The 24,706-nt window shown below is 63.8% G+C and carries 21 protein-coding genes; 10 read left to right on the top strand and 11 right to left on the bottom strand.

Annotation, left to right across the window (positions count from 1 at the left end):
* Positions 1-303 precede the first annotated feature (303 nt).
* Complete coding sequence (locus tag C1D09_RS22740; RefSeq protein ID WP_143976399.1) at positions 304-786, top strand: Hsp20 family protein; 483 nt, start codon at positions 304-306, stop codon at positions 784-786.
* A 70-nt stretch (positions 787-856) separates the two neighbouring features.
* Positions 857-1,294: a hypothetical protein gene (locus C1D09_RS22735; RefSeq protein WP_143976398.1), complete on the top strand. Its 438-nt coding sequence runs from the start codon at positions 857-859 to the stop codon at positions 1,292-1,294.
* A gap of 372 nt (positions 1,295-1,666) precedes the next feature.
* On the opposite strand, the gene C1D09_RS22725 is transcribed toward C1D09_RS22735, so the two are convergent.
* A complete protein-coding gene (locus tag C1D09_RS22725) occupies positions 1,667-2,131 on the bottom strand; it encodes a hypothetical protein (protein WP_143976397.1) in 465 nt (154 codons plus the stop codon).
* An 843-nt stretch (positions 2,132-2,974) separates the two neighbouring features.
* Here C1D09_RS22725 and C1D09_RS22720 point away from each other — a divergent pair.
* Together C1D09_RS22720 and C1D09_RS22715 are read left to right on the top strand one after the other, a co-directional pair.
* Entirely contained in the window at positions 2,975-3,727 is a 753-nt protein-coding gene (locus C1D09_RS22720) for an SDR family oxidoreductase (protein WP_143976396.1), read from the top strand.
* 28 nt (positions 3,728-3,755) lie between these two features.
* A complete protein-coding gene (locus C1D09_RS22715; RefSeq protein ID WP_143976395.1) occupies positions 3,756-4,706 on the top strand; it encodes an AraC family transcriptional regulator in 951 nt (316 codons plus the stop codon).
* 28 nt (positions 4,707-4,734) lie between these two features.
* On the opposite strand, the gene C1D09_RS22710 is transcribed toward C1D09_RS22715, so the two are convergent.
* The 4 genes from C1D09_RS22710 to C1D09_RS22695 form a co-directional block, all read right to left on the bottom strand.
* Positions 4,735-5,265 (bottom strand): VOC family protein, encoded by a 531-nt coding sequence (locus C1D09_RS22710; protein ID WP_143976394.1) that lies wholly within the window; start codon positions 5,263-5,265, stop codon positions 4,735-4,737.
* A 62-nt stretch (positions 5,266-5,327) separates the two neighbouring features.
* Positions 5,328-6,176 (bottom strand): alpha/beta fold hydrolase, encoded by an 849-nt coding sequence (locus tag C1D09_RS22705; protein ID WP_143976393.1) that lies wholly within the window; start codon positions 6,174-6,176, stop codon positions 5,328-5,330.
* 50 nt (positions 6,177-6,226) lie between these two features.
* Positions 6,227-7,051: an oxidoreductase gene (locus tag C1D09_RS22700; protein ID WP_143976392.1), complete on the bottom strand. Its 825-nt coding sequence runs from the start codon at positions 7,049-7,051 to the stop codon at positions 6,227-6,229.
* Between the two features lie 157 nt (positions 7,052-7,208).
* Positions 7,209-7,916, bottom strand: a complete 708-nt coding sequence (locus tag C1D09_RS22695; protein ID WP_246135836.1) for an alpha/beta fold hydrolase — start codon at positions 7,914-7,916, stop codon at positions 7,209-7,211.
* A gap of 181 nt (positions 7,917-8,097) precedes the next feature.
* Here C1D09_RS22695 and C1D09_RS22690 point away from each other — a divergent pair, with 181 nt between their 5' ends.
* The 4 genes from C1D09_RS22690 (at position 8,098) to minE (ending at position 11,324) form a co-directional block, all read left to right on the top strand.
* The gene (locus C1D09_RS22690) at positions 8,098-8,958 is read left to right on the top strand and encodes a LysR family transcriptional regulator (protein WP_143976390.1); all 861 of its coding nucleotides are present in this window, start codon (positions 8,098-8,100) and stop codon (positions 8,956-8,958) included.
* Positions 8,959-9,302: 344 nt separating this feature from the next.
* Complete coding sequence (gene minC, locus C1D09_RS22685; RefSeq protein WP_143976389.1) at positions 9,303-10,133, top strand: septum site-determining protein MinC; 831 nt, start codon at positions 9,303-9,305, stop codon at positions 10,131-10,133.
* Positions 10,134-10,239: 106 nt separating this feature from the next.
* Entirely contained in the window at positions 10,240-11,055 is an 816-nt protein-coding gene (gene minD, locus C1D09_RS22680; RefSeq protein WP_143976388.1) for a septum site-determining protein MinD, read from the top strand.
* The gene (gene minE / locus C1D09_RS22675) at positions 11,052-11,324 is read left to right on the top strand and encodes a cell division topological specificity factor MinE (RefSeq protein WP_023813379.1); all 273 of its coding nucleotides are present in this window, start codon (positions 11,052-11,054) and stop codon (positions 11,322-11,324) included. The genes minD and minE overlap by 4 nt, the downstream gene beginning before the upstream one ends.
* A gap of 365 nt (positions 11,325-11,689) precedes the next feature.
* Here the strand turns inward: minE and C1D09_RS22670 are convergent, their stop codons facing one another.
* The 4 genes from C1D09_RS22670 to C1D09_RS22655 are packed head-to-tail and all read right to left on the bottom strand — an operon-like array spanning position 11,690 to position 16,786.
* Complete coding sequence (locus C1D09_RS22670) at positions 11,690-13,474, bottom strand: ABC transporter ATP-binding protein (protein WP_143976387.1); 1,785 nt, start codon at positions 13,472-13,474, stop codon at positions 11,690-11,692.
* Positions 13,474-14,505, bottom strand: a complete 1,032-nt coding sequence (locus C1D09_RS22665) for a glycosyltransferase family 2 protein (protein ID WP_143976386.1) — start codon at positions 14,503-14,505, stop codon at positions 13,474-13,476. The genes C1D09_RS22670 and C1D09_RS22665 overlap by 1 nt, the downstream gene beginning before the upstream one ends.
* Positions 14,502-15,617, bottom strand: a complete 1,116-nt coding sequence (locus tag C1D09_RS22660; protein WP_143976385.1) for a glycosyltransferase family 2 protein — start codon at positions 15,615-15,617, stop codon at positions 14,502-14,504. Before C1D09_RS22660 ends, C1D09_RS22665 begins: the two co-directional genes overlap by 4 nt.
* Complete coding sequence (locus C1D09_RS22655; protein ID WP_143976384.1) at positions 15,614-16,786, bottom strand: acyltransferase family protein; 1,173 nt, start codon at positions 16,784-16,786, stop codon at positions 15,614-15,616. The genes C1D09_RS22660 and C1D09_RS22655 overlap by 4 nt, the downstream gene beginning before the upstream one ends.
* 798 nt (positions 16,787-17,584) lie before the next feature.
* Between C1D09_RS22655 and C1D09_RS22650 the strand changes: the two genes are divergently transcribed.
* Together C1D09_RS22650 and C1D09_RS22645 are read left to right on the top strand one after the other, a co-directional pair.
* Complete coding sequence (locus C1D09_RS22650) at positions 17,585-18,271, top strand: aspartyl/asparaginyl beta-hydroxylase domain-containing protein (RefSeq protein ID WP_143976383.1); 687 nt, start codon at positions 17,585-17,587, stop codon at positions 18,269-18,271.
* Between the two features lie 140 nt (positions 18,272-18,411).
* The gene (locus tag C1D09_RS22645; protein ID WP_143976382.1) at positions 18,412-19,293 is read left to right on the top strand and encodes an EamA family transporter; all 882 of its coding nucleotides are present in this window, start codon (positions 18,412-18,414) and stop codon (positions 19,291-19,293) included.
* Between the two features lie 61 nt (positions 19,294-19,354).
* Here C1D09_RS22645 and C1D09_RS22640 read toward each other — a convergent pair whose 3' ends face one another.
* Positions 19,355-23,317: an autotransporter outer membrane beta-barrel domain-containing protein gene (locus tag C1D09_RS22640; RefSeq protein WP_143976381.1), complete on the bottom strand. Its 3,963-nt coding sequence runs from the start codon at positions 23,315-23,317 to the stop codon at positions 19,355-19,357.
* A gap of 232 nt (positions 23,318-23,549) precedes the next feature.
* Positions 23,550-24,512, bottom strand: a complete 963-nt coding sequence (locus C1D09_RS22635; RefSeq protein WP_143976380.1) for an AraC family transcriptional regulator — start codon at positions 24,510-24,512, stop codon at positions 23,550-23,552.
* Between the last annotated feature and the right edge of the window lie 194 nt (positions 24,513-24,706).

The following is a 24,706-nucleotide window of genomic DNA, read 5'->3' as shown; positions in this document are numbered from 1 at the left end:
ACATATCCCAGTGAACCGATTATCCGTTCCGGGAAGCTGGGCCATCGGAAATTCGGGACTTCAGCGGACTTCTCGACCCCCGATCATCGCGCCGCTTGATTGGCCAGGCACGCGCCAAGGATACAGGGTGTCCTTACCCTACCGCTGTGCTTTGCAAGGGGTTCTAACAGACACCAAGATTTTTTCGCTATCCCCCTTGAAGAGGATTTTCACGTCTCCCAGATCATTTTCGTCGAGGCTCCAGGGCTCGACATCCAACATCGTAGACGTTGAAACCCATGTTGCTTTTCGGAGGATATGGACATGAGAAACTTTGACTACGCACCTCTCTATCGCACGACAGTCGGCTTTGATCGCCTTTTCAACATGCTCGACAGCGGCCCGCGCCCGGACTGGCCGCCGTACAACATCGAGAAGATCGGCGAGCACGACTATCGCATCACGATGGCGCTGGCCGGGTTCAGCGAACAGGAAATCGAACTGACGCAGCACGGCCCCGAACTCATCGTGACTGGCCACAAGAACGCCGAGGATGAAGGGCGCCAGATCCTGCATCGCGGGCTCGCCATGGGCGATTTCAAGCAGGTGTTCCGGATCGCCGACCACGTCAAGGTCAAGGCGGCGGCGCTGCGCGATGGGCTTCTGTCCATCGAGCTGGTCCAGGAAATCCCGGAAGAATTGAAGCCGCGCCGCATCCCGGTCGGCGGCGGGTCGCTCTCGGCCGAAGACTCGAATGACACCGCTCGAATTGCTCAGGATGGCCGCGCGGGGCGCAAGGCCGCCTGACCCCGAATTGGCACAAACTGCGGTTCGCCTCCCGGCATGGTCCGGGAGGCTGTAATTGCGGAGACAGGAGATGACCAAAGAGCTCGACACATCAACCAAGCTGAACACCGACTTTTCGAGCCGCCTCGGCGCCGGCAGGCGCTTGCTGGTCCCTGACGACGTGCTCAGGGACTCGGCTCTCTCGATCGCCGAGAAACGAGCCATGCTGTCGTTCTGGGCTTCCGATGCAAACGTCGTTCCCGACGCACCGTCGCTGCGTCAGCTGGAAGGTGGCATCGCGGTCAGCATCGACGACATCCTCGATGCGCTGAAATCCCTCGATACGCCATCCGCGAGTGGCACAAGGTGGCCCCGAGCGTTTGAGCGCCGACGCAGCGTTGCCCGCCGCTGGTTCCGCCGCTCAGGCCCGAACGATGACGATGATCCGCCGCCCAGTCCGGCATGTGTGATGTATCCTCGCCGCAGCGGCGGCGGCGCTGTCGCGCTTCCAGAACCGGCCTACGCGTGAGGGCGGCGTCCTCGGCGTCGGCGCCAAGCCGGTCGTGGCAAGACAGTTCGGCTTCATGCGCGACGAGGATGGCGACGCCCACGCCGCGACCAGCTGGACCAAGGTTCAGCCGAAACAAATGCCCGAACACGCGATTGAAAGTTCGAGGGGTCCGACCGGGCCCTTCGTCTTTCGAAGAGGAGAGACCCAATGACACCGCAAACTCAAGGATGGGAAGTTCCGGCTTTATTCACGCAAGAAGGACGAGAAGACCGGGAAACGGCGGAACCTGGGGACGCTCGAGACGCGCAAGGCAGAAGCATGAGAAGGAGGTGCAGTACTTCAAGCGGCATTAGGGTCCGGTGCTTGCCTCTGCGGCGCCCGGCGTGCAGCTCATCCCTTGGCCGGCTCTTCGTAGATGCCGATGATCAGGAGCCACGCGCCTGAAATCAGGAAGGCGAACAGAACGATCGTTCCAAGGGCCGCAATGTAAAGGCCCACGCCGCGCCCGAGGATAAGGAAAATCGCGCCTGCAACCTCGGCCAGGTAACACATCGTGCCGCCCGCCAGCCGCGGCCCGGTCAATCCGATGGAACTCATCCCCGCCTTAATGGCCACGACATATCCTCTGACGAAGATGAATGTTGCTATGGCCCAGAGCAACAGCCATTCGAGGCCGAGTGCCGGAAGATACTGACCTCCCAGAAGCGCAAGGCTGCATGCCATGAAAATCGCGCTGAAGCCCGACAGCATGTTGATCGCCCGGTTCTTGTGCGTCGTGTTGCGGACAATGCGTTCGGGATTGATCGAGATCGCGACGAAGATCAACCCGGCAAGCCCCGCCGCGCCGCCGCCCACCATGACGAAGAAATCAGTCCATTGATCCAACATGGCTTGCCCCTCATGCCGGAGCTTCAGCCGGCTCGACGGAGGCTAGCATGGCTGGGTTCTCGAACTCCACGGGGGGAGGCAACCGATCGTGATCGAGGCCAAATCCTGATCAGGCAGAGCGAGATGATCCGCAAACCCAAGGACGGCAGATACCGTCTTTGTTCACGCAAAAAAGGACGAGAAGACCGGGAAGCACGAGCGGGAGGTGCAGTATTTCAAGTGGCATTGAGCGGGGCTGTCCGGTGCGTACCCCTGGCGACCGAGATAGCGATACGCCGCAAGCTTGCGTGACGGGTTGACTCTTAATCCCGATAATCACACGGCAGCTCACCTCGGCCGTTCGGGGCTACGTGGCCTTTGCCCGAAAGCAGACCGTTGTCACACTTTAGCAGGCCGAGCCAGAATATGGCCATTGCAATGCGGATAACGACAGACCATCAGCATGACTGACGCGCTGGATCGTGGCTCAACGCGTCGCATGGCGGATCCGAAGTCGCCTCGGTCCCTCAAATGCTTCAAACGGGTAGTCATGCCCTGCGATGCGAGAAGATCGCTCAGATCTATCTAGAAATCTGCCTCGCGACCGTGGGCTTTCTGGAGGGCCAGCGCGGTAGTCCGCGTGCCAGGAGATGCGCCTCCCCGGAGGGCCGATGCGCAGCAAGCTTCGTTTCCGGCCGGGGCCTGGTGGGTCAAATCCGTGCTCGAATCGAATGGATCTGGACTAACGCCAATTAAAAAACGACTATCGATTGTAGATGATCCGAGAAGGCGGTCGTATCGTTTTGTTGTCGCAAACCAAGGAGATGACTTATGAAGACCGTTCTGATCACCGGTACGTCCTCGGGCTACGGCCTCGAGATGGCAAAGCTTTTCCATGCCGAAGGCTGGAAGGTTATCGCCGGCATGCGCACCCCTCGCGAGGATGTGCTGCCAGAATCCGACCGCATCCAGATCGTGCCGCTCGATGTAACCAGTCCAGACAGTATCAAGGCCGCGCTCGAAGCCGCCGGTCTAATCGATGTTCTGGTCAACAATGCCGGCATCGGCATGTTCGGTGCGTTCGAAGCGACGTCGATTGACACGGCGCGGCAGATATTCGAGACCAACACCTTCGGCGTGATGGCCATGACGCAAGCCGTCATCCCGCAGTTTCGTGCCCGCGGGTCCGGCACAATCATCAACATCACGTCGAGCGCCGTCCTGGTTCCGATGCCGCTCGTTGCCATCTACACCGCTAGTAAGACTGCGGTGGACGGGTTCACCGCATCGCTTGCCAACGAACTCAATCATTTTGGCATCCGCGTCAAAATGGTTCAGCCTGGTTATGGGCCGACGACTGCCTTCTCCCGGGACGCCGCCTCTTATGTCGAGCGCTTCATTCCGGAAGCCTATCAGGCCTATGCCAACGACATTTTCGGGATGATGACGCGGCCGAAGGCTCATACCCTCCCCGAGGATGTCGCCAAGGTGGTCTGGCAGGCAGCCCACGACAATTCGGCGGTGATGAGTTTCCCGGCTGGGCCGGATGCCGTGGAAATGAGCAAAGTACGTCGCGCTGCCTAGCTGTCGAGGTTAAGGTGAAGGCCTGGAAATGATTGATCCGCTCTCGCAAGTTGTAAGCTTGCTGCGGCCCCAGGCCGTATTCACCAAAGGTATCAGCGGGGCCGGCCGCTGGGGTGTACGCTACAGTGATTTCAGCCATCCGAGTTTTGCCGTCGTGGTGGAAGGGGAATGCCGCCTGGCCGTCGACGGCCAGGAGCCCTTGAAACTTGAGGCAGGCGACTTCGTGCTCCTGCCCAGGACCCCTAGCTTCACCATATCGGGCTTCGAGCCGGTCATACCCGATGTGCTCGATCCGCATGCCGCGGCGCAGTCGACAGCGGAGGTGCGGCACGGAACAAAGGACGGCCCGCCCAGCGTGCGCCTGCTCGGCGGTTATTTCATCTTCGATGGCGGGGAGTCCAGCCTGCTCGTTTCGCTGCTGCCCGGGCAGATTCATGTCCGCGGTGTCGAGCGGCTGTCGGTCTTGGTCAAGCTCCTGATCGACGAAGCGGCGCAGCAGCATGACGGGCGCAGCCTCGTCTTGACCAGGCTGGTCGAGATCCTGCTGGTTGAATCCCTGCGCCTGACGCAGACGCGCGATGCCCCCGCTGGGCTTCTACGGGGTCTGGGCGATGCGCGGCTGTCTGACGCGATCCGCCAGATGCATGCCGATCCAGCACGTCACTGGACGATGGCCGAACTTGCCAGGAAGGCGGCACTTTCACGCTCGGCCTTCTTCGACCGCTTCGCCCGCAGCGTCGGCGTGCCGCCGATGGAGTATCTCCTGGCCTGGCGCATGGCGCTCGCCAAGGACCTGTTGCGGCACCAGGAAGTAGACATCGCCGAGGTCGCTGAGCGCGTCGGCTACGGCTCGGCCAGCACCTTCAGCACCGCCTTCAGCCGCCATGTCGGCCAGTCGCCCGGCCGCTATGCCAAGACCGGCGCTGAAGCGAAAGTTCGTTTCGTGCCTTCCGACAGCGTCAGAATCGCCGCGACTTAACTGATTGCGGGCCCTTTTCGCGCCCTGCTCAGTCCTCGTCCTGCCACCTGCGCAGATCCGTCTGGTCACGGTAGGCCATGCGATCCGGCGTGGTGATGAACTCCATCGTCGTGCCCCACGGCATGCGGCAGTAGCAGACCTTGTTTCCAAGGCCTTTCTCGGTTGCATAGGGAATAGCGCGCGGCGCTGTGAGAGGGGTGCCTCCAGCCTTTTCGAAGCGCTCTACCGATGCGTCGATGTCGTCGGTGTAGACACCGAAGTGCGTAATGCCGAAGTCGCTCGCTCGAACCGGCTGTGCTTGTTCGGGGCCGTGCATTTCGAAGAGCTCGATATCGGGTCCGGTTCCGATTTTGACCATCGCCTGCGCACGCACGACCGTGCCGGGCAAAGCTCCAGTGGCCCGCTCGAATTCGGGTCCCTGCCGCGGCGGATCCTGCGGTCTGAAGGACTGGTAGATCACCTGACCGCCGAACGCTTCCACCAGGAACGATTTTGCTGCTTCGATGTCTGGCACCGTGATGCCGATATGATTGACGCCGCGAATGACAGGTGCGGTCATGACAGTTTTCCTTTCCTATTTAATCGATCCGCCCGGCCCCACGAGGGCGCGGGCGCCGAGTTTCAATTGATCTTGAGGAAATCGATAAGAGCGGCGGCGACTTCATCCGGCCGCTCGTCCGCGACATAGTGGCTGCACCGCGCGATCGAGCCGCCCGTCACATTGGTGGCGAACTCCTTGAGCATCGGCACCATCTGCTTGCCGAAGCGCTGGTCCCCACCCAAGCCAAGCACCGGAATGTCGAGCGGCTGCTTCTTGTACTCGAGTGCGACCGCATGGTCGGCAGCGAGGGTGCGATACCATTCCATGCCGCCTCGCGTGCGACCAGGAAGAGCCATCGCTTTCGCGTAGATCTCGATGTCAGCCGAATTGAAAGTGCTGTGATCGTAGAACCGCTCAGCCATGAAGGCCGAAACATAGTCATATTCACGGCCATGGATCAGGCGCTCGGGCAGATCCCGGTTCGTATGGAAGCTGAAGTGCCAGAGCCTGGCGGTTGTCGCCTCCCATCCGGTCCAGCCGGGAAGCGGAACATCAAGGACGGCCAAGTGGGTAACAGCCTCCCGATAGATGGCGGCCTGCGGCAACGCCACCATTGCGCCAATGTCATGGCCGCACACGGCGTAGCGTTCATGCCCAAGGGCAACCATGACCTCATGCGCGTCGCGCGCCATCGTGGCCTTGTCATAGCCGTCAAGCGGGCAGTCCGAAAAGCCCGCGCCGCGCAGATCCATGGCCACCACGCTGAAATGCTCGGCGAGCAGCGGCATCACATGATGCCATTCCCACCATGTTTCCGGAAAACCGTGAAGCAGAAGGATCGGCGGGCCTGATCCCCCCGTCACGGCGTTGATCCTGATGCCATTCACCGGCACCAGCTGCTGGGTAAACCCCTTCAAGGTTGCGATCATGATCGCTTTCCAATCGATGTTGATGTCCAAAGAGAGCTCGCGGCCAGCGCTTAAGGCTGGTCGAAATCGGTGGCGATCGTAATGTCGCGCCAGGCGTCGATATCGCTGCGAAAGGAAGCCAGCTTTCGCTCGGCGATCGAATGCGCGATCGGGCCGAGCGGCATATGAAGCGGGGCGTCATCGGCATCGACTGCCTGCAGGATGACCGCGATCGCCTTGTCGGGATCGCCCATCTGATTGCCGTTGTTGGTTTCGCGATAGTGCCTGCGCGAACTCGCGGCGTATTCCGGCATCTCGTTGGCGGCCATCGTGATCGAACGGCCAAGGAAATCGGTACGAAACGGCCCAGGCTCGACGATCAGCACGCGGATGCCGAACGGCTTCAGCTCGCCGGCGAGCGCTTCGGATATCCCTTCCAAGGCGAATTTGGCGGCGTGGTAGTAGCCTCCGCCGCCACGGCCCTCGATGCCCGCGCCGGACGACATATTGACGATCGTCCCGCCCAAACGTCGTAGGACAGGCAAGGCGGCTCTGGTGATTTCGATCAGACCGAAGACGTTTACCTCGAACATCGGCCGATATTCCTCGGGCGTGCCTTCCTCGATCGCGCCGAACAGCGCGTAGCCGGCATTGTTCACGAGCACGTCAAACCCGCCAAAGATCTCGACCGCCTTTGCGACCGCTGCCTTGGCTGCCGCCGCATCTGTCACGTCGAGTGGCAAGGTGATCATGCGGCCGCCGAAAGGCTCGGCCATTTCCTCGATTGTCTTGACATTGCGGGCCGTCGCGATGACCTGATCGCCGCGCTGTGCTGCGGCGAGCGCCAGCCGCTGGCCGAAGCCGCTTGAGCAGCCTGTGATGAGCCAAGTTGTCATTACTTTCTCTCCGAGTTGCTTTCAGACGACGCCAAGCTGTTGCCGCTACGAGCTGTCATATCGGCCATGACGTCGCGGTGCCGAAGCACAGGGGCGGCTTCGGCGCATGGGTCACGAAACTTCCGCAGCCCTGAGCCTGAACATCAGGGCGTCGGCTTCATTTACTCGCTGCTTCGGCGATGACGTCGGCGACTTCGCGCGGATGCGAGATATAAACCGCATGGCTGGCACCGGGCACCTCGGTGACCTTCGCACTTGCCCGCTTGTACATAGACCGCTCCGCCTCGGCGCCGACAGCCATGTCCAGCCCGGCCACGATGCCGTAGCTCGGCTTGGTCTTCCAGGCCGCGTGCTGCGTCTTGGTTCCGAGGATCTTCGCCGAAACCGGCACCTGCGAGTTAGTCATGAAATCCGTCTCGGACCTGGACAGGTCAGCGGCGAATCCCGCCCGGAACTTCGCAGGGTCGAACAGCAGGAAGCCGTCAGAAGTCGGCTTGAACGCGTCCGCGGTCGGACTCGGCCACTTCTCAAACACATCGCCCACGCCCTCGCCAGCATCCGGGACGATGGCCGCGACATAGACAAGTGCCGAAACCTTCGGGTCGACGCCGGCTTCGGTGATGATCTGACCACCATAGCTGTGGCCGACGAGGACGACCGGCCCATCTTGCTGCTCGATAGCGCGGTGAACCGCCTGAACGTCCTCCGCCAGCGACGTGTTCGGTTCCTGAACGACCGTGACTTTCAAGCCGTTGGCGACCAGGCGCTCATAAACGCCCCTCCAGCCGCTGCCATCGACCAACGCGCCATGGACCAAAATCACATTCTGGGCCGGCTGCGCGAAAGCGGAGGGCGCGCCGAACACCACTGCAAGAGCCGCAGCACCGAGATAGAGAGACTTGAGAGACATTTGCCGATCCTTCCGAATGATATGAGGTGACGAGAGACGGTCAGATGGACCGATGGGGCGAATCTAGGTGCTTAGATTTGTACTTTAACTGACATAAATGTATTCTCGGCGTTCAGTTTTGTTGGGGGGGGGTCTCATGGAATGGAGTGACGTCAGGATCTTTCTTGCTGTTGCGCGATCCGGCACGCTCGGCGGCGCCGCGCGGTCTCTTCAGACGAGCCATCCGACTGTCGGCCGGCGCCTCCGCGCCCTTGAGCAGGCGATCGGTCACACGCTCTTCCAGCGCACAGCGGACGGTCTTGTTCTGACCGACGAGGGCCACGGGATCATCGCATTGGCGGAGCAGATGGAAGAAGGTGCGCTGGCAATGGAACGTCGGCTTGCGGGGCAGGAGCAAAATCTCAAAGGCATGCTGCGCATCTCGTCAGCCGACTGGTTTGGGGCCTATGTCCTCCCTCCTATCCTGGCGGATTTCTCGAAAGCCTACCCCAATGTCGACGTCGAGATCCTGACCGGCACGCGCCGGGTCAGCCTTGCCCAGCGGGAGGCCGACGTCGCTTTTCGTATCGTTCCGTTCGACACTGCCGATGTCGTTCAGCGGCGGCTCTTCAGGCTGGAATACGGCGTCTACATCGCTGAGGAGGCGGCTGATCCCAAATATGGCGATGGGGCCGGTTTCCGGCTGATCACCCATGACACATCCACGGGTCATTTCCCCGACATAGCGTGGCTCACCGAGAGTTTCCCCAATGCGAGACCGGTCCTGCGATCGAACAACCGCAACGTCCAGGGGCGCATGTGCAGGCAAGGCGTCGGCATCGCCGTCCTGCCCCGCATAGTCGGCAATCAGATTCCGGGTATCCGCAGACTGGAACTGCCGACGCCGCCGCCGGCGCGAGACATCTGGATGGGATATCACCGGGACCTACGGCGTCTCCAGCGTCTTCGCGCGTTCATCTCGACGGTATCGGACCATCTCGTGAACGCGACCGCATGATGTGCGGGCCCCCGACCGACGGTTGGCGCATGACAGCGATTGCGACGTCAGGCCACCTCGCGGCAAAGCTCATCGATCACCTGCCAGTGTAAACCCTGCTTCTTCAGCCCCAGGCTCGCTCATCCTTGGTTTGCCCGCCGCAATGTCCGCTCGGACGTCCATGGCCCAGTCGGTCGGCTTCCGGCCCCGATCAAGACAATCAGCGTGTCGCGGGCAGCGACCGCAACTGGCGTTTGGCCGACCGTCCAATTTCTCGAGGACTGCCAAGCTGCCCACCCCCTGCGTTAACCATTCGTTAACCATTCCCTCGCTAGCGTTTACCTCTCAGTAAGGATTCGCCAGCCGTGACCTTTGCCGCTCCCCTCGAGGCCAAATCCATTCGCTTTCGTGCCCGTTCTTTCGTCGCTTTCACGTTGACCCCGGAAGCGCCCATGGTGGAGTGGCTGCAGGGGCTGGATCACTGGATCGGCAACTCGCCGGGCTATTTTGCCGGGCGGCCGGTGCTGCTCGATCTGAACACGCTGAAGCCCGCGCCAAGCGAGATCGCGGCGCTTGTGGCGGAGCTGGGGACGCGCGGCATCCGCATCTATGCCATCGAGCTGGAAGGGGCTGTGCTCGGTCCCGACCTGCCGCCCCTGCTGGTCGGCGCCAAGGAGGCGACGACGGATGGGCTGCTTCCAGGCCGCAAGGGTGGGCAAGAGGGTTCCGGCACATCGGAAGGCAAGGCCGAGGGCAGGGCGCCGGAGCGCGGCCCGGACGCGCGCCCCGATTCTCGCATCGCTGCCGAGGGCAAGGCTGGCGCAAGCAAGACCGAGGAAACCGGGCCGCAGGTTTCGCACTACGATTCGGGCACGCTGATGATCAAGACGCCGATCCGTTCCGGTCAGGCGATCATGCACGCGCATGGCGATGTCATCGTGCTGGGCTCGGTCGCGTCCGGTTCGGAGATCGTCGCCGCCGGCTCGATCCATGTCTACGGAACGCTGCGCGGGCGCGCTTCGGCAGGCGCGCTCGGCAACACCGCCGCGCGCATCTTTTGCCGCCGCAACGAGGCCGAGCTGCTGTCGGTCGACGGCTGGTACATCACCGCCGAGGAGATGGAAGGGGTGTCGCGCGGCAAACCGGTGCAGGCCTTCCTCGACGGCGACGGCCTGCGCGTCGAGACGCTGAGCTGACTGGCCCGCAAGGCGGCTGAGCGAGAAGGCAAGCTGGCAGGGCGATTGACTAAAGGCCGGCAAGCCGGCCCGGAATAACAAACGAATAACAACGGAGGCTTTTTTCATGGGCAAGGTAGTGGTGGTCACATCGGGCAAGGGGGGCGTCGGCAAGACCACCTCGACGGCAGCGCTCGGTGCCGCCGTGGCCAAGACCGGCAAGAAGGTGGCGCTCGTCGATTTCGACGTCGGCCTGCGCAACCTCGACCTGATCATGGGCGCCGAACGCCGCGTGGTGTTCGATCTCGTCAACGTCATCCAGGGCACGGCAAAGCTGTCGCAGGCGCTGATCCGCGACAAGCGGGTCGACACGCTGTTCCTGCTGCCGGCCTCGCAGACGCGCGACAAGGACGCGCTGACCGAAGAAGGCGTCGGCGAAGTCATCGACAAGCTGCGCTCGGTGTTCGACTACGTCTTCTGCGACAGCCCGGCCGGCATCGAGCGCGGCGCGCAGCTCGCCATGCGCTTTGCCGACGAGGCGGTCATCGTCACCAATCCGGAAGTGTCGTCGGTGCGCGATTCCGACCGCATCATCGGCCTGCTCGATGCCCGCACCATGCGCGCCGAACAGGGCGAGCAGATCGCCAAGCACGTGCTGGTCACCCGTTACGACGCGGGGCGGGCCGCGCGGGGTGAAATGCTCAGCATCGACGATGTGCTGGAAATCCTGTCGGTGCCGCTGCTCGGCATCATTCCCGAGAGCCAGGACGTGTTGCGCGCCTCCAATCTCGGTGCGCCGGTGACGCTGTCGGAGCCGCTCAACACCGCGGCCAAGGCCTATATCGATGCCGCAAGGCGGCTGGAAGGCGAAGAATTGCCTGTCATCGTGCCCTTCGAACGCAAGGGCTTCCTCGATCGTCTTTTGGGAAGGAGGGCGGCATGAACCTGCTCGACATCTTCAAGCGGCGCTCCAGCGCGCCGGTGGCGCGCGAGCGGCTGCAAGTGCTGCTCGCCTATGAGCGCCGCAACCGCAGCCAGCCCGACCTCGTCTCCATCCTGCGCGAGGAGATCATGGCGGTGATCGCCAAGCATGTGCAGATCGACCAGGACTACCTGCAGGTCTCGATGGACCGCGGCGAGACCATGTCGACGCTGGAGATCGACATCCAGATCCCCAACAAGAGCGCCGTACCGATGGCAATGGCGGGCTAGCCCAGCCGCCATTTCCTCGCCCCTCTAAAGCGGGGGGCGAAGGGCGGACGAGACCGATGGCTCGCCCCGGCAAGGCGGCCGCGAAGCGGTCGGAGAGGGGCTGCGCCGCGCCCCGTTACGCCGCCGCGAACACAACCGTTCGCGCAAGGCGTCGGATGACCGGAACGAGGGTAGGCCGGCGCCGCATCTGGAGAGTAAGCGACGGGCACCGGCCCGGGCGGATCGACAGGTCCGCCGCGAAGGAACGGTAGCCAGTCCGGGCACCGCATGGCATTGGCGCGATCGCGCAGGGTGCCAGCGGCACGTCATGCGCCCTTGATTCGGACGGCCGCGGGCCGCGCCGGGACTCGTGGCTCCGGCTCTTGTCAGTCGAGCGCATCATGCCGGTAGAGCTCGTCCATCGAGAGCGATGCAAGGGTGCCGAAGGGGGCCTGCTTCTTCACCCGGCCGCCGCTCAGGATCACCACGTCGTCGCAGAACGAAATGGTGCTGTGATGGTGGCTGATGACGATGGTCGTGCGCCGTCCCGCCCTCGACTTCAGGGTCTCGACGATGGCCGCCTCCGACAGCCCGTCAACGGCATTGGTGGCTTCGTCCAGAATGAGCAGATCGGGGTCGCGCACCAGCGCCCTGGCAAGCGCGATCCGCTGCCTCTGTCCCGCCGACAGATTGACGCCCCTGTAGCCAACCAGCGTCTCGTAGCCCTGAGGCAGTCTTTCGATGAATTCATGCGCCTCGGCCAGTCTTGCGGCGCGCTCGGCGTCTGCGAGCGTTGCCGCGTCCTGCCCGTAGCTTATGTTTTCAAGGATGGTGCCGTCGACCAGTTCCAGCTCCTGGCTGGCCAGCGCGATCTGGCGCCGCCACTGGCTGGCGTCGATGCGGTCCAGCGGTGACCCATCGACGAGAATCCTGCCGCTGTCCGGTTCCACGAAGCGGCACAGAAGATTGACGATCGTCGTCTTGCCGGCACCGGAGCGGCCAATGAGCGCCGTCGAGCGGCCATTGTTGATCTCGAACGCCGCGGCATGCAGCACCACTTCACGCCGGTCCGTGCCGGAATAGGTGAACGTCACGTCGTCGAACTTGATGCCCTGGCGCAAGCCCTGGAACGCTCCGTCGCCTTGCGGCGGCTTGGGCTTGCCCGCCGGATCCAGCAGCCATGCCACCTCTTCCAGCGATCCGCTCAGGCCCTGCAGCTGGCTCCACGATCCCTGCAGGGCCCGCATATGCGGCTGCAGCCGGTAGAGCAGGATGACGAAGGCGATGATCAGCGGGAAACTCACCTGCGCCAGCCAGGCGCCGATCACCACCGCCAGGAACAGCATGGCGTGGAGAACCTCCGTCAGCGGCGGCAACGCGCCCTGGCGGGCCTGGAGGACGAAGGAGGCGCGGCGAACCGCATCGGAGGCGGTGTCGAAGATCGCCTTCTCTCGGCCCTCCTGGCCGAAGATGCGGATCAGGCGTCCGGCATGCACCAGATGCAGCATCTGCGAGGCGAGGTGGCTGTTGCGCGAAGCGACGCTGCGGCTGGGCTCCTTCAGATTGGCCGAGAGGATGGCATGCGCGATCTGGACGAGTGCCAGGCCGAGCGTGACCAATAGCGTCATGCGCCAGGACAAGAGCAGCAGAAAGGCCAGCAGGATGATGGCGGCCGATGCGCTGATGATCGCCGACAGCATGATCTGGATCGCATCGGACGCCCGCCAGGATTCGTTGGAGATGATGTTGAGTAGCCGCCCGGGGCTCTGCCGCAGAAAGAAGGGGTAGCCGACGCGCAGGAGCCGCTCCGACAGTGCGCTGCGGATAGAATGGCTGGCTTTGCCGCAGATGAAGGTCGTCAGCAGCGTGTTGGCGAAAGCGAAGATGTTCTTCAGGACGATCGAGCCGAGGATCGCGGCCGAAATGACGACAAGCCGGTCGCGCTCGCCGAAGCCCGATCCGACTTGCTGGAGAACAGCCGAGAAGCCGGCCATTCCAGCCGCATCGCCGTGCCCCAAGATGATGCCCAGCAGGGGGATGATCAGGCCGATGCCGAACCCTTCCAGGGCAGCGCTGACCAGGCCGAGGCCCACCACGGCCGGAACCAGGCGCAGTTGCCGCTTTCCGAAGGCGCGGAACAGCATCGGCAGGCTAGGCGGGAGCAATGGCATCAGGCCTCGGCATTGGCTTGCTGGTCGTGCCGCAGCGGCTCGGCTTGCGGCCGTCCCGCCAGCAGGAGCAGCGCGTATCTGGCCGCGCCGAGCACATTCATGCCGACGATCGGCCAATGGGACAGATCGAGTTCGCGATCGAATGCGGGCCCGCCCGCCAATTCCCGCAAGGCTCCTCTCGCGGCCCAGTAGAAATGGCGAAGCAGCCAGGGCGCATGGCGAACATGTTTGAGGCAGAGCCCGCCATTGCCCAGGCTGTAGTCGCGGTGGAGCTTTTCGATGGCTTTGCGATCACGCCGGCCGTGATGATGGAATATCGTCATGTCCGGCACGTATTCGACCGGGATGCCGAGCAGCACCGCCCGCACGAGGTAATCGGTATCCTCCGCCGACCGCAAGGGCCCGCCGGCGCCGAAGCGCTCGTCGAAATAGCCGATGCGGGCCGCGACGTCGCGGTGCATCGTCATGTTGCAGCCCAGCACGAAGCCGCCGGGATGAATATCGGGCGTCAGCCGCTCGCGCACCCGCGATCGCTTGATCGTGAAAGGCAAGTCCCTGGGATCCCCAAGCTCGACGCGGCCTCCCCGGATGAGCCCCTGTTCCCCGCAAGCATAATGTCGCTCCAGATCGCGCAGATAGTCGCGATGCACGGCGCAATCGTCATCGACGAAGACCAGCACGCGCCCCCTGGCGCGCCTCAACCCGGCGTTACGGGCCGCCGCCAGTCCGCGGCGCGGCTCGCAAATAGGCGTCATTGGAATATCCGACATGGCGGCGATGCCGGCCAGCCGTTCCGCCGTGCGGTCGCTCGAGCCATTGTCGACGACCACGAGTTCGGCCGCGAAGCCGGCATGGGCACGGCACGCGGCCTGCACCGACTTGATGCAGGCCTCGAGCACGGCGACGCGGTTGCGCGTGCAGATGATGAAGCTGACCTCCGGCGCCGATCGATCCGGCCGTGGACCGGCCGGGGCGAGGCCAAGCGCCGTCGACCGATCGCGCCGCAGAGGTTGGTGGGCTTTGACGGTCATCGCCCTAAGCCCGCCTGATGAGATGCCAGAACCGCGGCGGCGGGCGCGGATTTGAAGAAGTATTCCACGGCGTCCGCGTGCTTGCCGGCCCACAGCGAGGCGCGGCTGAGCCAGGGCGCCCAGGCGCCGGGCCGCAGCGCAAATTTCTCGCGCCGCCGGATGGCATCCCACTTCGCGGTCCGCGTCAGCAGTTCATGCGTCAGTGCTGGATGCTTTTCGTCGGCGACGAGCTGGTAAAGGAAATAGAACAGGTTGAGCGCGCCGGCCTCGAAGCTCGGCCGCGTCTCGTCCGGCAGCGAGCCGATCCGCTCCTCCAAGGCGAGAATGAAGTCGGCCGCGCGGGTAATCGTGTCGATGCTGACCGCTTCGCCGATGTCGCGCAGGCCGCGCGTGGCTTCCGCGAGCCCCTCGCGCTCGAGGTTCTCGGCCACGATCCGCAAATGCGTCCTGCGCATCTCCTTGCTGTGCCGGCGGGTCACGCTTGCCTGATGGACGCGGTAGACGAGCAGGTTTTCGGGCATCATGGCCGCGGGGTAGCGAGAGGCCAGCCGCCTGAAGAGATCGAAATCCTCGGCGTGCCGGTAGGTCGCGTCATAGTGGAGATCGGCGTCTTCGATGACCTTCCTGTTGTAGACGACCGTCGGGTGCATGAAGATGGTGAAGAACATCGCCAATATGGGCATGCGGCCGGACCGGAAGACAGGATCGGGCTTGCCCCTGGCGATGCGGCCGCGGATCAACATGTCGACGCCGGCGCCGCAGAAGCCGAGCGCGGGCCGCTGCTCGAACAGCGCCACCTGGCGCGACAGGCGCCAGGGATAGGCGACATCGTCGGCGTCCATCCGCGCGACCAGCTCGCCGCTCGCGACCGCCAGACCTTCATTGAGCGTCGCGACGAGGCCGCGGTTTTCGCGCGAGATGATCGAGACGCGGCTGTCGGCCTGCCGGTATCGTTCGAGAATCTTCAGCGAATTGTCGCTCGAGCCGTCGTCGATCGCGATGACCTCCAGACGGCTGTAGTCCTGCCGCAGGATGCTTCCAAGTGCCGCGGCAAGGTAGGGTCCGGCATTGTAGACCGGCAGCAGCACTGAGACGAGCGGCGCGGCGGTCATGGCCTTGCATCCCTTCGCGGGAGGTCGAGGGATGGCCCGCGGCCATCGGGCGATCCGCCGGGATAGGCTTGCGCCGGCCTCGCAAACCAGCCGATCTGACCCGCCTGGACTCGCCGGACATAGGGGAAGTGGCGCTTGAGGCTGTTGAGCGGCCTTTCGAAAACCAGCCAGGAAATCGCGGCCACGACAATCGTGGCGGTGCTTGCAACCAGAAACCGTCCCGGCCCTTGCTCCGAGACATTGACCGGAATCCACGGCTGCGACTTGATTGCGAGCGACAGCAGTATCGGATGATAGAGATAAACGCCGTAGCTGACACGGCCGAGGGCCAGCAACGGCGGCAGCTCCGCAATCCTGCCGGGGAAGCCGCCGAGGCCGCGCGAACAGGCGGCGACGATGACCATCAGCGGCACCAAGGGCAAGACTTGCAGCAGCAGCCAGCGGGCCCACTCCAGCGTCGGATCGGGAGGCGCCGGCACAAACCACTCGATCATCAGGAACGCGGCCGCGAAGGCAGGCCAGCCCAGCCGCATCCATTGCGGCAGGCCGGCGCCCCTCGACCGCCAGCAGGCAAGCAGCGCGCCCGACGCCAGCGCGTCCATGGAGGCCGGCGGCAGCAGGTCGCGCGCCAGCGCCGGGGTGGCGGTGACCGGCCAGTAGAAGCGATAGGCCAGCGACAGCGCGATTACGCCGATGCAGATCTGTTCGAAGCGCCGGCGAGGGGCCAGCAAGACGAGCAGCGGCCAGGCAATGTAGAACTGCTCCTCGATGCTCAGGCTCCAGAAATGGCACAGCACCCAGGGGTTCCAGTCATTGCGCAGCGCATACCAGAAATTCGACAGGTAAAGCGCATGCCACACCAGCGATCCCCTGGACTGCTCCAGATCAAACAGCCAGACGAAACCCAGCACGGCAAAATAGGGAGGGAATATCCGCAGTGCCCGCCTGATGTAGAAGGACCGCAGCGCGGGGCCGGCTTCAAACGCGGCGGCCGAACGCGCTTCCAGGAGCAGGCGGGTGATCAGGAAGCCGCTCAAAACGAAGAACAGACGCACGCCGATATGGCCCCAGAACGAAGATCCTCCCGCCGCGTAGAAATGGGAGTACATCACCATCGTCACGGCGATGGCCCTGAGTGCATCCAGCTGGATGTCGCGGGCGTTTGCCATCAGCGGCTTCCACGGGCGGCCTGATGTCGGCGATGAAACTGGGGTGCTATTTCGAGCGGCAGGCCAATGCGCACGGAATTCGCCGGGACGGCGACGCCATCAAACCCGCGCTTGGCTAGCCTGCCTGGGTCGATCTCGCAACCGACGGACGGACGGCTCAAATCGGTGACCCCGGCGGAATCCTTCACGGCGTATGTCCAGTCGCAAACGAGTCCCCCGGCGGATGGTTCGGTCACGGCATTGTGCAGCGCAACACAAAAAATTTAGCGAACTGAAATACTTATGTGAGCAGGGCCAAAAACTGCCAGAAAAACCGCCGTTTTCTTCCGATTCTGGCGATTCTCCGCAGCATTTCAACCTTATGGTTCGAGTTGTATTTGTCTGCTCGCCTTGGTTGATTGAAGGCATTTCTACCGGAGGTGCAGGGTAGCCTCCGGAATTTCGCCAAAAGGCCCTCAATTTTCGAGGATCTACACTTTACCTATTTGGGAATATTCGGAATTCTCCAGTGAATTTACTGAAATCATTTGCCTTTTGCGATGCAGCACAGTCGCCTTCTTTCGTCGGGCGACAACGCGGCTTGCTTCCCTCAAAGGGCAGGCATTCGGCCAAGCCGCAGGGTGTTGGAAGGTGTTTTTGCACGACAGGAGACCGCGGCTCGCGGGCGGTCGACAGCACGAAGCCCGAGATCGTCGACGTCAAGACCCGGGCCAAGGCTGGCCAAGGTGACGACACCGTGAACAAAATGTGTAACCAAAATCGGCGGCCGTCCGTTTATGATGCGCGGGAGGCCATGCGATGTCGCGCACCTACGATCTTGCATCCGATGTTATCCGGCGTGTCTATGAAAGGCGCATAGACGCGCCGGCGATCCTCGATACGGCCAGCGAATTTCCGAACGCGGCGAAATTCACCGCCGCCTGGCGCGACATACGCGACGAAGCGCTTGGCGTTCGTCTGGGCAAGGTCCCGCGCTTTCACGACATCATGCCGGAGCAGGCCGATATCTCCGCCAATGACGGTCGCGACTGGCGCATGTTCGTGCTCAAGGCCTATGACATGGCGGTGCCGGAAAACCTGGCGCGCATGCCGGTTCTCAGCCGCTTGCTTGCCGAATGCCCGGAAGTCAAATCGGCGGCGATCTCGTTCCTGGCGCCGCGCAAGCACATACCCAGCCATCGCGGGCCGTTCCGCGGCATCATGCGGTTTCACCTTGGCCTGGTCATCCCGCGCCAGGCCGATGGTCGCCCGGCAACCATCATGATGATCGACCATCAGGAAAGACGGATCACCGACGGCGAAGGCATGCTGTGGGACGACACTTATCCGCACGAGGTGATGAACAACGCCGATGAAGCGCGCATCGCCCTGCTCTTGGATGTCTGGCGCCCGGGCATGCCCTGGGACATGGAGATGCTGTCCCGGATGATCGTGCGCGGCGTGCAGGCGGGCATGCGCCGCCGGGGCGTGTCGTTCAGCGGCTGAAACGGCGAGGGCGCCGGCGCGCCTCGACACCGGTCTTGCCCCTATCAAGCGCCTTCACTGCCTCAGGACAGGCGGGCCGGTTTCGGCCTATGCCGATACTCCTGCGTCTGCATATCGCGGCGGGGAAGGAAAAAACCAAAGTGACATCGATGCCGGCTGCCAGTCGCGAAGCGGCGCCCTTGCCTGTCGCGGCGCTGATGGGAGCCATGGTGTCGATCCAGATCGGCGCCACCTTCGCCAAAACCCTGTTCCCGCAGATCGGCGCGCAAGGCACGACGACGCTGCGGCTGGTCATCGGCGCGCTGATGCTGATCGCGGTGCTGCGGCCCTGGCAGATGCGGCCGACGCGCGCCACCTTGCCGTGGCTGGTCGCCTACGGGGTGACGCTCTGCGCGCTCAATCTTCTGTTCTATGCGGCCCTTGCCAGGATCCCGCTCGGCGTCGCCGTGGCGCTGGAATTCTCCGGGCCGCTGCTGGTGGCGACTCTGGCTTCGCGGCGCGCCAGCGACTTCGCCTGGATCGCGCTTGCGCTGGCGGGCATCATCCTGTTGTCGCCCTTCATCCGCTCCCTGCAGCCGCTCGATCCGACCGGGGTGATGCTGGCGCTGATGGCCGGCGGGTTCTGGGCGCTCTATATCGTGCTGGCGCAGAAGGCGGGTGCGGAGCTTGGCACCCGCACCACCGCCTATGGCATGGCGATCGCCGCCGTGCTGGTGCTGCCCTTCGGCGTGGCGCAGGCGGGAACGGGGCTGTTGGCGCCGTCGATCCTGGTCAGCGCGCTGCTCGTGGGCCTGTTTTCCAGCGCACTGCCATTCTTCCTGGAGATGGTGGCGCTGACCCGCATGCCGGCCCGCATCTACGGCACGCTGACCTGCCTGGAGCCGGGACTCGGCGCGCTGGCCGGCTTCCTGTTCCTGCACGAAAGCCTGACCCCGCCGCAACTGGCCGGCATCGCGGCCGTCATTGTCGCCGCCGCCGGGACGGCGCTGACCTCGAAGCCGCCGGTGCCGTCGCCGGAATAGAGGCGGACGCCAGAAGCGGCCAGGCGCCGGCAGTTCGGCGCGAGCCTGCGGCCTGTCGTCGTCAGAACTTGACGCCGAGGTTTGCCTTGGCGCCATTGTCGACGGCGCCGCCGCCGAACTGCCCGGAATAGGACAGGGCGAGCGTCGCATTGGGCGACATTCTCATGTCGAAACCGGCTTCGATCACCGCCGCATCCCTGGCGATCGGCACGCCGGCGATGGTGAAGGCGTCGCCGGCGGCGAAGGCGAAGCGTGAGGTCGGCGTGACGTCGCCAAAAGCGTGGCGCCAGCCCAGCATGCCGTGGGCGGTGGCATTGACACCGCCAAGCGCAAAATCGGTCGAGCCGCGCAGGCCGAGCGTGGTGAACGTGGCGTTGGTGCTCGTGCCGGCGCTGGTCAAGGCCGCCGCACCGCCGGTTTCGCTGAAGCTGTCAGTGTGCAGGCTGACATAGGCGAGGTTGGCGAAGGGCTCGAATTTGAAGCTGCCGCCGGTCTCGGCCTTGTAGGCGAGTTCGCCGAACATCTGCGCGGTGCCTGCGTCGTAGTCGGCCGAGAGCTGATCGGCAAAACCGTTGAAGGCGACGGAGCGCTTTGTCGAGAGGCTGCTCCAGCTGTAGGCGGCACCGCTGCGGAAAGCGATGGCGCCCCAATTGGTGCCGCCATAGAGGCCGAGATGGTAGCTGTCGCTTTTGCCGGAGGAATTGCGATCATCGGCGTCGAAGGAGGAATGGCTGTAGCCGCCGAGAACACCGACGCGCCAGCCGCCGAGCAGCGTGTCGGCGCCGCCCAGCAGCCCGCCGGTCGAGCCGGCCAAGGCGGCGGCGTTGCCATCGGAGTCCACGCTGCTCCATGAGCCGAAAGCTTGGCCCCAGACGGCGAAACGATCCGTGTCCGCGGCGACCATTTCGGGACCGCCCACGCCATAGGCCATCACCGGGAGTGCTGCCGTGCCGCCATCGCCGAAAGCCGAAGCAATGCGATTGCTTGCGGCGTCGCGGACGAAGCGGCTGTCCTCGACCAGCATGCGCTTGGCCGAGGCATGGATTTCTCCGGAAAGCTGGTCGAAGGCGGCTCGCGCAACGGTTTCGGTCGGCAGGTTCACAATGGTATCGAAGAGCGGATTGCCGGCACCCAGGCTTTCGGCGCCGCCACCGGTGGCGATCTGGTTGGGTGTCAGGCCGACCTCGGCGAAGGACTTTGCCTCGACGACGTCGAGATAGACATGCGTCGCGTCGTAATTCGCGAGAAGGCCGGTGAATGGGCTGGCACCGCTGATCGAATAAGTGCCGACGACGCCTGCATCGGCTTGCAGCACCGTGTAATGCGTGCCCGGCACATAGGGTGCCGCATCAGTCTTGACCACGTCGAGCACCGCGCCGGCGGCGATCGTCGCCGTGCCCGTCGCATGGAGGAGGTCGGACTGGCCGGTCGTGGCAAGTTCGACCCGGTAGATCGAGCCCGCTGCCTGGTCGATGTCGCCAGCGACATTGAGGGTGCCGATAGAATTGCCCGGCGCGATGATGCCGCCCGACTGGGCGACGATGCCGCCCACCGTACCGTTGCCGCCCAGCGTGCCGCCCGCGATCGTCACCAGCGAGCCGGCCAGCGAGCCGTTCACGGCCAGACGTCCGCCGCTCACATTGGTGGCGCCGGTGAAGCCGCTCGAATCGGCGGTCAGGTTGGTCGCGCCGGCGATCTGGTTGATCGCGCCCGCGCCGCTCATCGCCGAGGCGAAGGTGTAGTTGGTATCGGTGTGGTTGAAGTTGATCGTACCCGCGCCCGGTCCGAACTGGATGCTCGCCGCATTGAGCGAGCCGGCGGCCGTCGCCGGCGATCCGCTCGCCGCACCGATGTTCAGCGTGCCGACGGAGCCCGCCAGACCAGCCATGTTGACCGCGCCTGCGGCCGACACAGTGCCGCCATTGGCAATCGTCAGCGTGCCTGGGCCAAAACCACCAACATAGAGATTTCCGCTATTGGCCCACGTCGAGTTGGCGCCGCTGATGCTAGCCACGCCGATGGACCCGGCATTGCCGCCCACAAAGCCGTCCGTATTGACGACCTTGCCGCCATTCGAGACGATCAATGAGCCCGTACCACGCTGGCCGACATAAAGGAGGCTGCTGCTGGTCCAGGTCGATCCCGCGCCGCTGACTGTCGCCGTGCCCACGGAACCGGCATCAAAGCTCAGGTATCCAGCAGCGCTGGTCACCTTGCCGCCGTTTGAGATCGCGAGCGTTCCAGCGCCGCTCGCGCCGACAGTGAGGAGAGAATTGTTGGTCCAAACCGAGCCATTACCATCGACCGTGACCGAGCCGCTGGCACCCACGGCGGCGCCGACAGCGCCTCCCATGTTGACGACGCTGCCGCCGTTGCTGATCGCCAGCGTGCCCGTACCAAGATTGCCGACGGTGAGATCGCCGCTGCTGGTCCAGGTCGAGCCGGCGCCGTCGACGAACGCCGTGCCGGTCGAGGCGGCACCATAGCCGATGGAAGCCGAGTCATTGCTGACTGCGCCGCCGCTCGAGACCGACAGCGTGCCCGTGCCGAGGCCGCCGACATACAGGGCTGCGCTGGTCCAGGTCGAGCCGGCGTTGGCGACAAACACCATGCCGCTCGAACCCGCCGAATTGCCGACATAGGCCGTTTTGTTGCTGACCTTGCCGCCATTGCCGATCGCCAGGGTGCCGGCACCGAAATCGCCGACCGCCAGGTTGGAACTGTTGGTCCAGGTCGAGCCGGCGCCGTCGATGGACACCATCCCGGTCGAGCCGGCCTTCGCGCCGACAACGCCCGCGTCATTGCTGACCGCACCGCCATGGGTGATGGCCAGATTGCCCGTGCCGAGATTGCCGACATAGAGATTGGAAGTGTTGTTCCAGGTCGAGCCGGCACCATCGACGAATACCATGCCGGTCGAACCCGCGAAGTCGCCAACATAGCCTAAGGCGTTGCTGACCGCTCCGCCGCCCGAGACCGTCAGCGCACCCGTGCCCTGATCGCCTATGAACAGGTTGGAAGAGTTTTTCCAGGCCGAGCCCGGACCGTCGACCACGATCGCGCCCTTGGAAGTTGCGGCATAGGCCGCGTAACCCACTGAGCTGGTGACCACGCCGCCATTCGAGATCGTCAAGACGCCCAAGCCGGCGTTGCCGACAGCGAGGGCCGCGTTGTGCCAGGTCGAACCAACACCATCGACGGTTGCCGTGCCGGTGGAGCCTGCCAGGTTGCCCAGAATACCACTCAGATTGCTGACCGCGCCGCCGTTCAAGACGTTCAAGGCACCCGCGCCCTGATCGCCTATGAACAGGTTGGACGCGTTTTTCCAGGCCGAACCCGAACCGTCGACCGTCACCGTGCCGTTGGAACCCGCATGCCAGCCGATGGTGCCGACGGCATTGCTGACCGCGCCGCCCTTGGTGATGTTCAGCGTGCCCGTGCCATGTTCGGCGATGTACAGGTCGCCGCTGTTGGTCCAGGTCGAGCCGATGCCGTCGACGGTCGCGGTGCCGGTGCCGCCGGCGCCGACATGACCCACGGTGTCGCTGACCGTTCCGCCGTTCGAGATCGTCAAAGTGCCGGTGCTGCTCGGACTGGCCGCAAGGAAAATGTCCGAACTGTTGTTCCAGGCCGAGCCTGCTCCCGTAACGGTCACGACCCCGTTCGCGTCCGTTAGGTAGCCTACAAAGCCGGCAGTGCTGGCGAGCGTGCCGCCGTTTTTGATCGTCAGCGACCCTGTGTAGCTCGCAATGGTGCCAAGAAACAGATAATGCGCGCCCGCATTGGCCCCGCTTATAACGGTCGGATTCGGGAACTTCGGATTGAGCACAACGTCGTCACCCGTTGTGGGAACAGTGGTGTTTTTCCAGTTTCCGGCGGTGAACCAGTCCGTGGAGGCAGCGCCCGTCCATATCGCGTCAGCCGACGCAGGAACCGGCTGGCCAAGACAGACCAGCGCGGTCGACGTCAGCGCCAGATACTTCAACGCCTTCGCCTTGCGGCTCGCAAATTCGTGCTGTGGCATTCAATCCCCTGATATGGCAGTCGTTTCGCCCTGGCGCTGACATGTCATCGGCGGCAGGCTGTTGTCTTGGGCAGGGCCGCACTGGAATTGGACTGGAGCGAGGTGCGGTGGCTTTTCCCCGCACTGTGATGGTTTGGCACCATCGATCGCTTCGGGCGCGACCGAAGGACCAATCTCCGCCTCGGGACAGGAGGGCAATCGTGTCGCCCGTCCGCGGCGGAACGATCCGGATCTATCGCACGCTCGTTGGCGTCTGGCCGAAGCGGCGGCGAAAGCAGCGATTGAAGTAGGACACATCGCTGAATCCGTTTATCAACGCAATTTCACTGACGCGCATGGCGTCATTGTGCCTTTGCGAGAGCATCTTGCGCGCTCCCTGCAAGCGCTGTTCGAGAACCCGCTCGGAAAAGCTGATGCCTGTCTCCTGGAGCAGATCCTGGACATAGCGCGCCGACAGCCCGAGTTCTTTCGCGACGCCTTGCGCGGAGATGCCGGGGTTGGCGAAACTGTCGGTGATCTCGGCCAGGATTGCCTGCAGTCTCGCCGCCCGCAGGCCGCGCAGGCCGGCCAGCTCGGCAGCCTCGCCCTTCGCGCCGGTCACCAGCCCGATCAGGTCGACGATCGTTTCCGTGGCGTGCGTTACAAGATGGGGCGAGGCGAGAGGGGGACCGGTCTCGAGCAATTGGCAATAGCGCTTGAGGAAATCGAGCGCCTCGTTCTCGGCGCCGATCTTCAACGCCAGCCTGTCATCGATCTGCGGGAAGGCCTGGGTGAGGACGGCGCGTGGCACTACCACGTTGGTCCACGCATTCCAGTCGGCGCCGATCATTTTCAGCGCTTCCGCCGCGGTGACCAGGACGGCTTCCCCCTGACCGACGCCGTATTCACGGCCGGCCTGCGCCCCGCTCAACACGGTGTCGGCCCTGTTGATCAGCAGGAGGTAGCCATCATTGCCGTCATCGGCGATGTTGCTCGCCTGCCGCGCCGCCTGCCGGATCGTTCCGGCCATCTGGCCAAGCACCAGCGATCCGACAGCCGTGGCTTCGATCGCGGCCTGGAAAGGCAGTTTTTCCGATATGCGGTATTCGACCGACCAGATCTCGCCGACATGAATGTCCTGCCAGAGCGAAAAACGGTCGCGGTCGCCAAGATGCGGCGGCAAATCGGTCGATGAGAACACCGTCTTTCGTGACAAGGAAGCGCCCCCGCTAAACCGGCAGTCTCAAAAAAGTCGAACGGGGCGCTTCCCATTCCAGGAATAACCGGCGACATAGGTCGCCAAGCGTTCAACGGATCGAATTGCACCCTTAATCGAGCTCAATCACGCTTGGCGTCACCCGAAAGTGTGACGCCAGCAAAATCATCCAGGCGGCATCGGCGTCCTTGCAC

Origin of the sequence: Mesorhizobium intechi (assembly GCF_002879535.1) — a bacterium.
Taxonomy (GTDB): Bacteria; Pseudomonadota; Alphaproteobacteria; order Rhizobiales; family Rhizobiaceae; genus Mesorhizobium; species Mesorhizobium intechi.
This window is presented reverse-complemented; position numbering and strand designations above follow the sequence as displayed.

Bases quoted from the DNA above. Each gene is read 5' to 3' on its own strand.
- C1D09_RS22650 (WP_143976383.1), top strand. From the start codon at position 17,585: ATGTCGCGCACCTACGATCTTGCATCCGATGTTATCCGGCGTGTCTAT.
- C1D09_RS22665 (WP_143976386.1), bottom strand. From the start codon at position 14,505: ATGACCGTCAAAGCCCACCAACCTCTGCGGCGCGATCGGTCGACGGCG.
- minE (WP_023813379.1), top strand. From the start codon at position 11,052: ATGAACCTGCTCGACATCTTCAAGCGGCGCTCCAGCGCGCCGGTGGCG.
- C1D09_RS22700 (WP_143976392.1), bottom strand. From the start codon at position 7,051: ATGACAACTTGGCTCATCACAGGCTGCTCAAGCGGCTTCGGCCAGCGG.
- C1D09_RS22705 (WP_143976393.1), bottom strand. From the start codon at position 6,176: ATGATCGCAACCTTGAAGGGGTTTACCCAGCAGCTGGTGCCGGTGAAT.
- C1D09_RS22655 (WP_143976384.1), bottom strand. From the start codon at position 16,786: ATGGCAAACGCCCGCGACATCCAGCTGGATGCACTCAGGGCCATCGCC.
- C1D09_RS22690 (WP_143976390.1), top strand. From the start codon at position 8,098: ATGGAATGGAGTGACGTCAGGATCTTTCTTGCTGTTGCGCGATCCGGC.
- C1D09_RS22640 (WP_143976381.1), bottom strand. From the start codon at position 23,317: ATGCCACAGCACGAATTTGCGAGCCGCAAGGCGAAGGCGTTGAAGTAT.
- C1D09_RS22720 (WP_143976396.1), top strand. From the start codon at position 2,975: ATGAAGACCGTTCTGATCACCGGTACGTCCTCGGGCTACGGCCTCGAG.
- C1D09_RS22715 (WP_143976395.1), top strand. From the start codon at position 3,756: ATGATTGATCCGCTCTCGCAAGTTGTAAGCTTGCTGCGGCCCCAGGCC.
- C1D09_RS22710 (WP_143976394.1), bottom strand. From the start codon at position 5,265: ATGACCGCACCTGTCATTCGCGGCGTCAATCATATCGGCATCACGGTG.
- C1D09_RS22670 (WP_143976387.1), bottom strand. From the start codon at position 13,474: ATGCCATTGCTCCCGCCTAGCCTGCCGATGCTGTTCCGCGCCTTCGGA.
- C1D09_RS22735 (WP_143976398.1), top strand. From the start codon at position 857: ATGACCAAAGAGCTCGACACATCAACCAAGCTGAACACCGACTTTTCG.
- minD (WP_143976388.1), top strand. From the start codon at position 10,240: ATGGGCAAGGTAGTGGTGGTCACATCGGGCAAGGGGGGCGTCGGCAAG.
- C1D09_RS22660 (WP_143976385.1), bottom strand. From the start codon at position 15,617: ATGACCGCCGCGCCGCTCGTCTCAGTGCTGCTGCCGGTCTACAATGCC.
- C1D09_RS22740 (WP_143976399.1), top strand. From the start codon at position 304: ATGAGAAACTTTGACTACGCACCTCTCTATCGCACGACAGTCGGCTTT.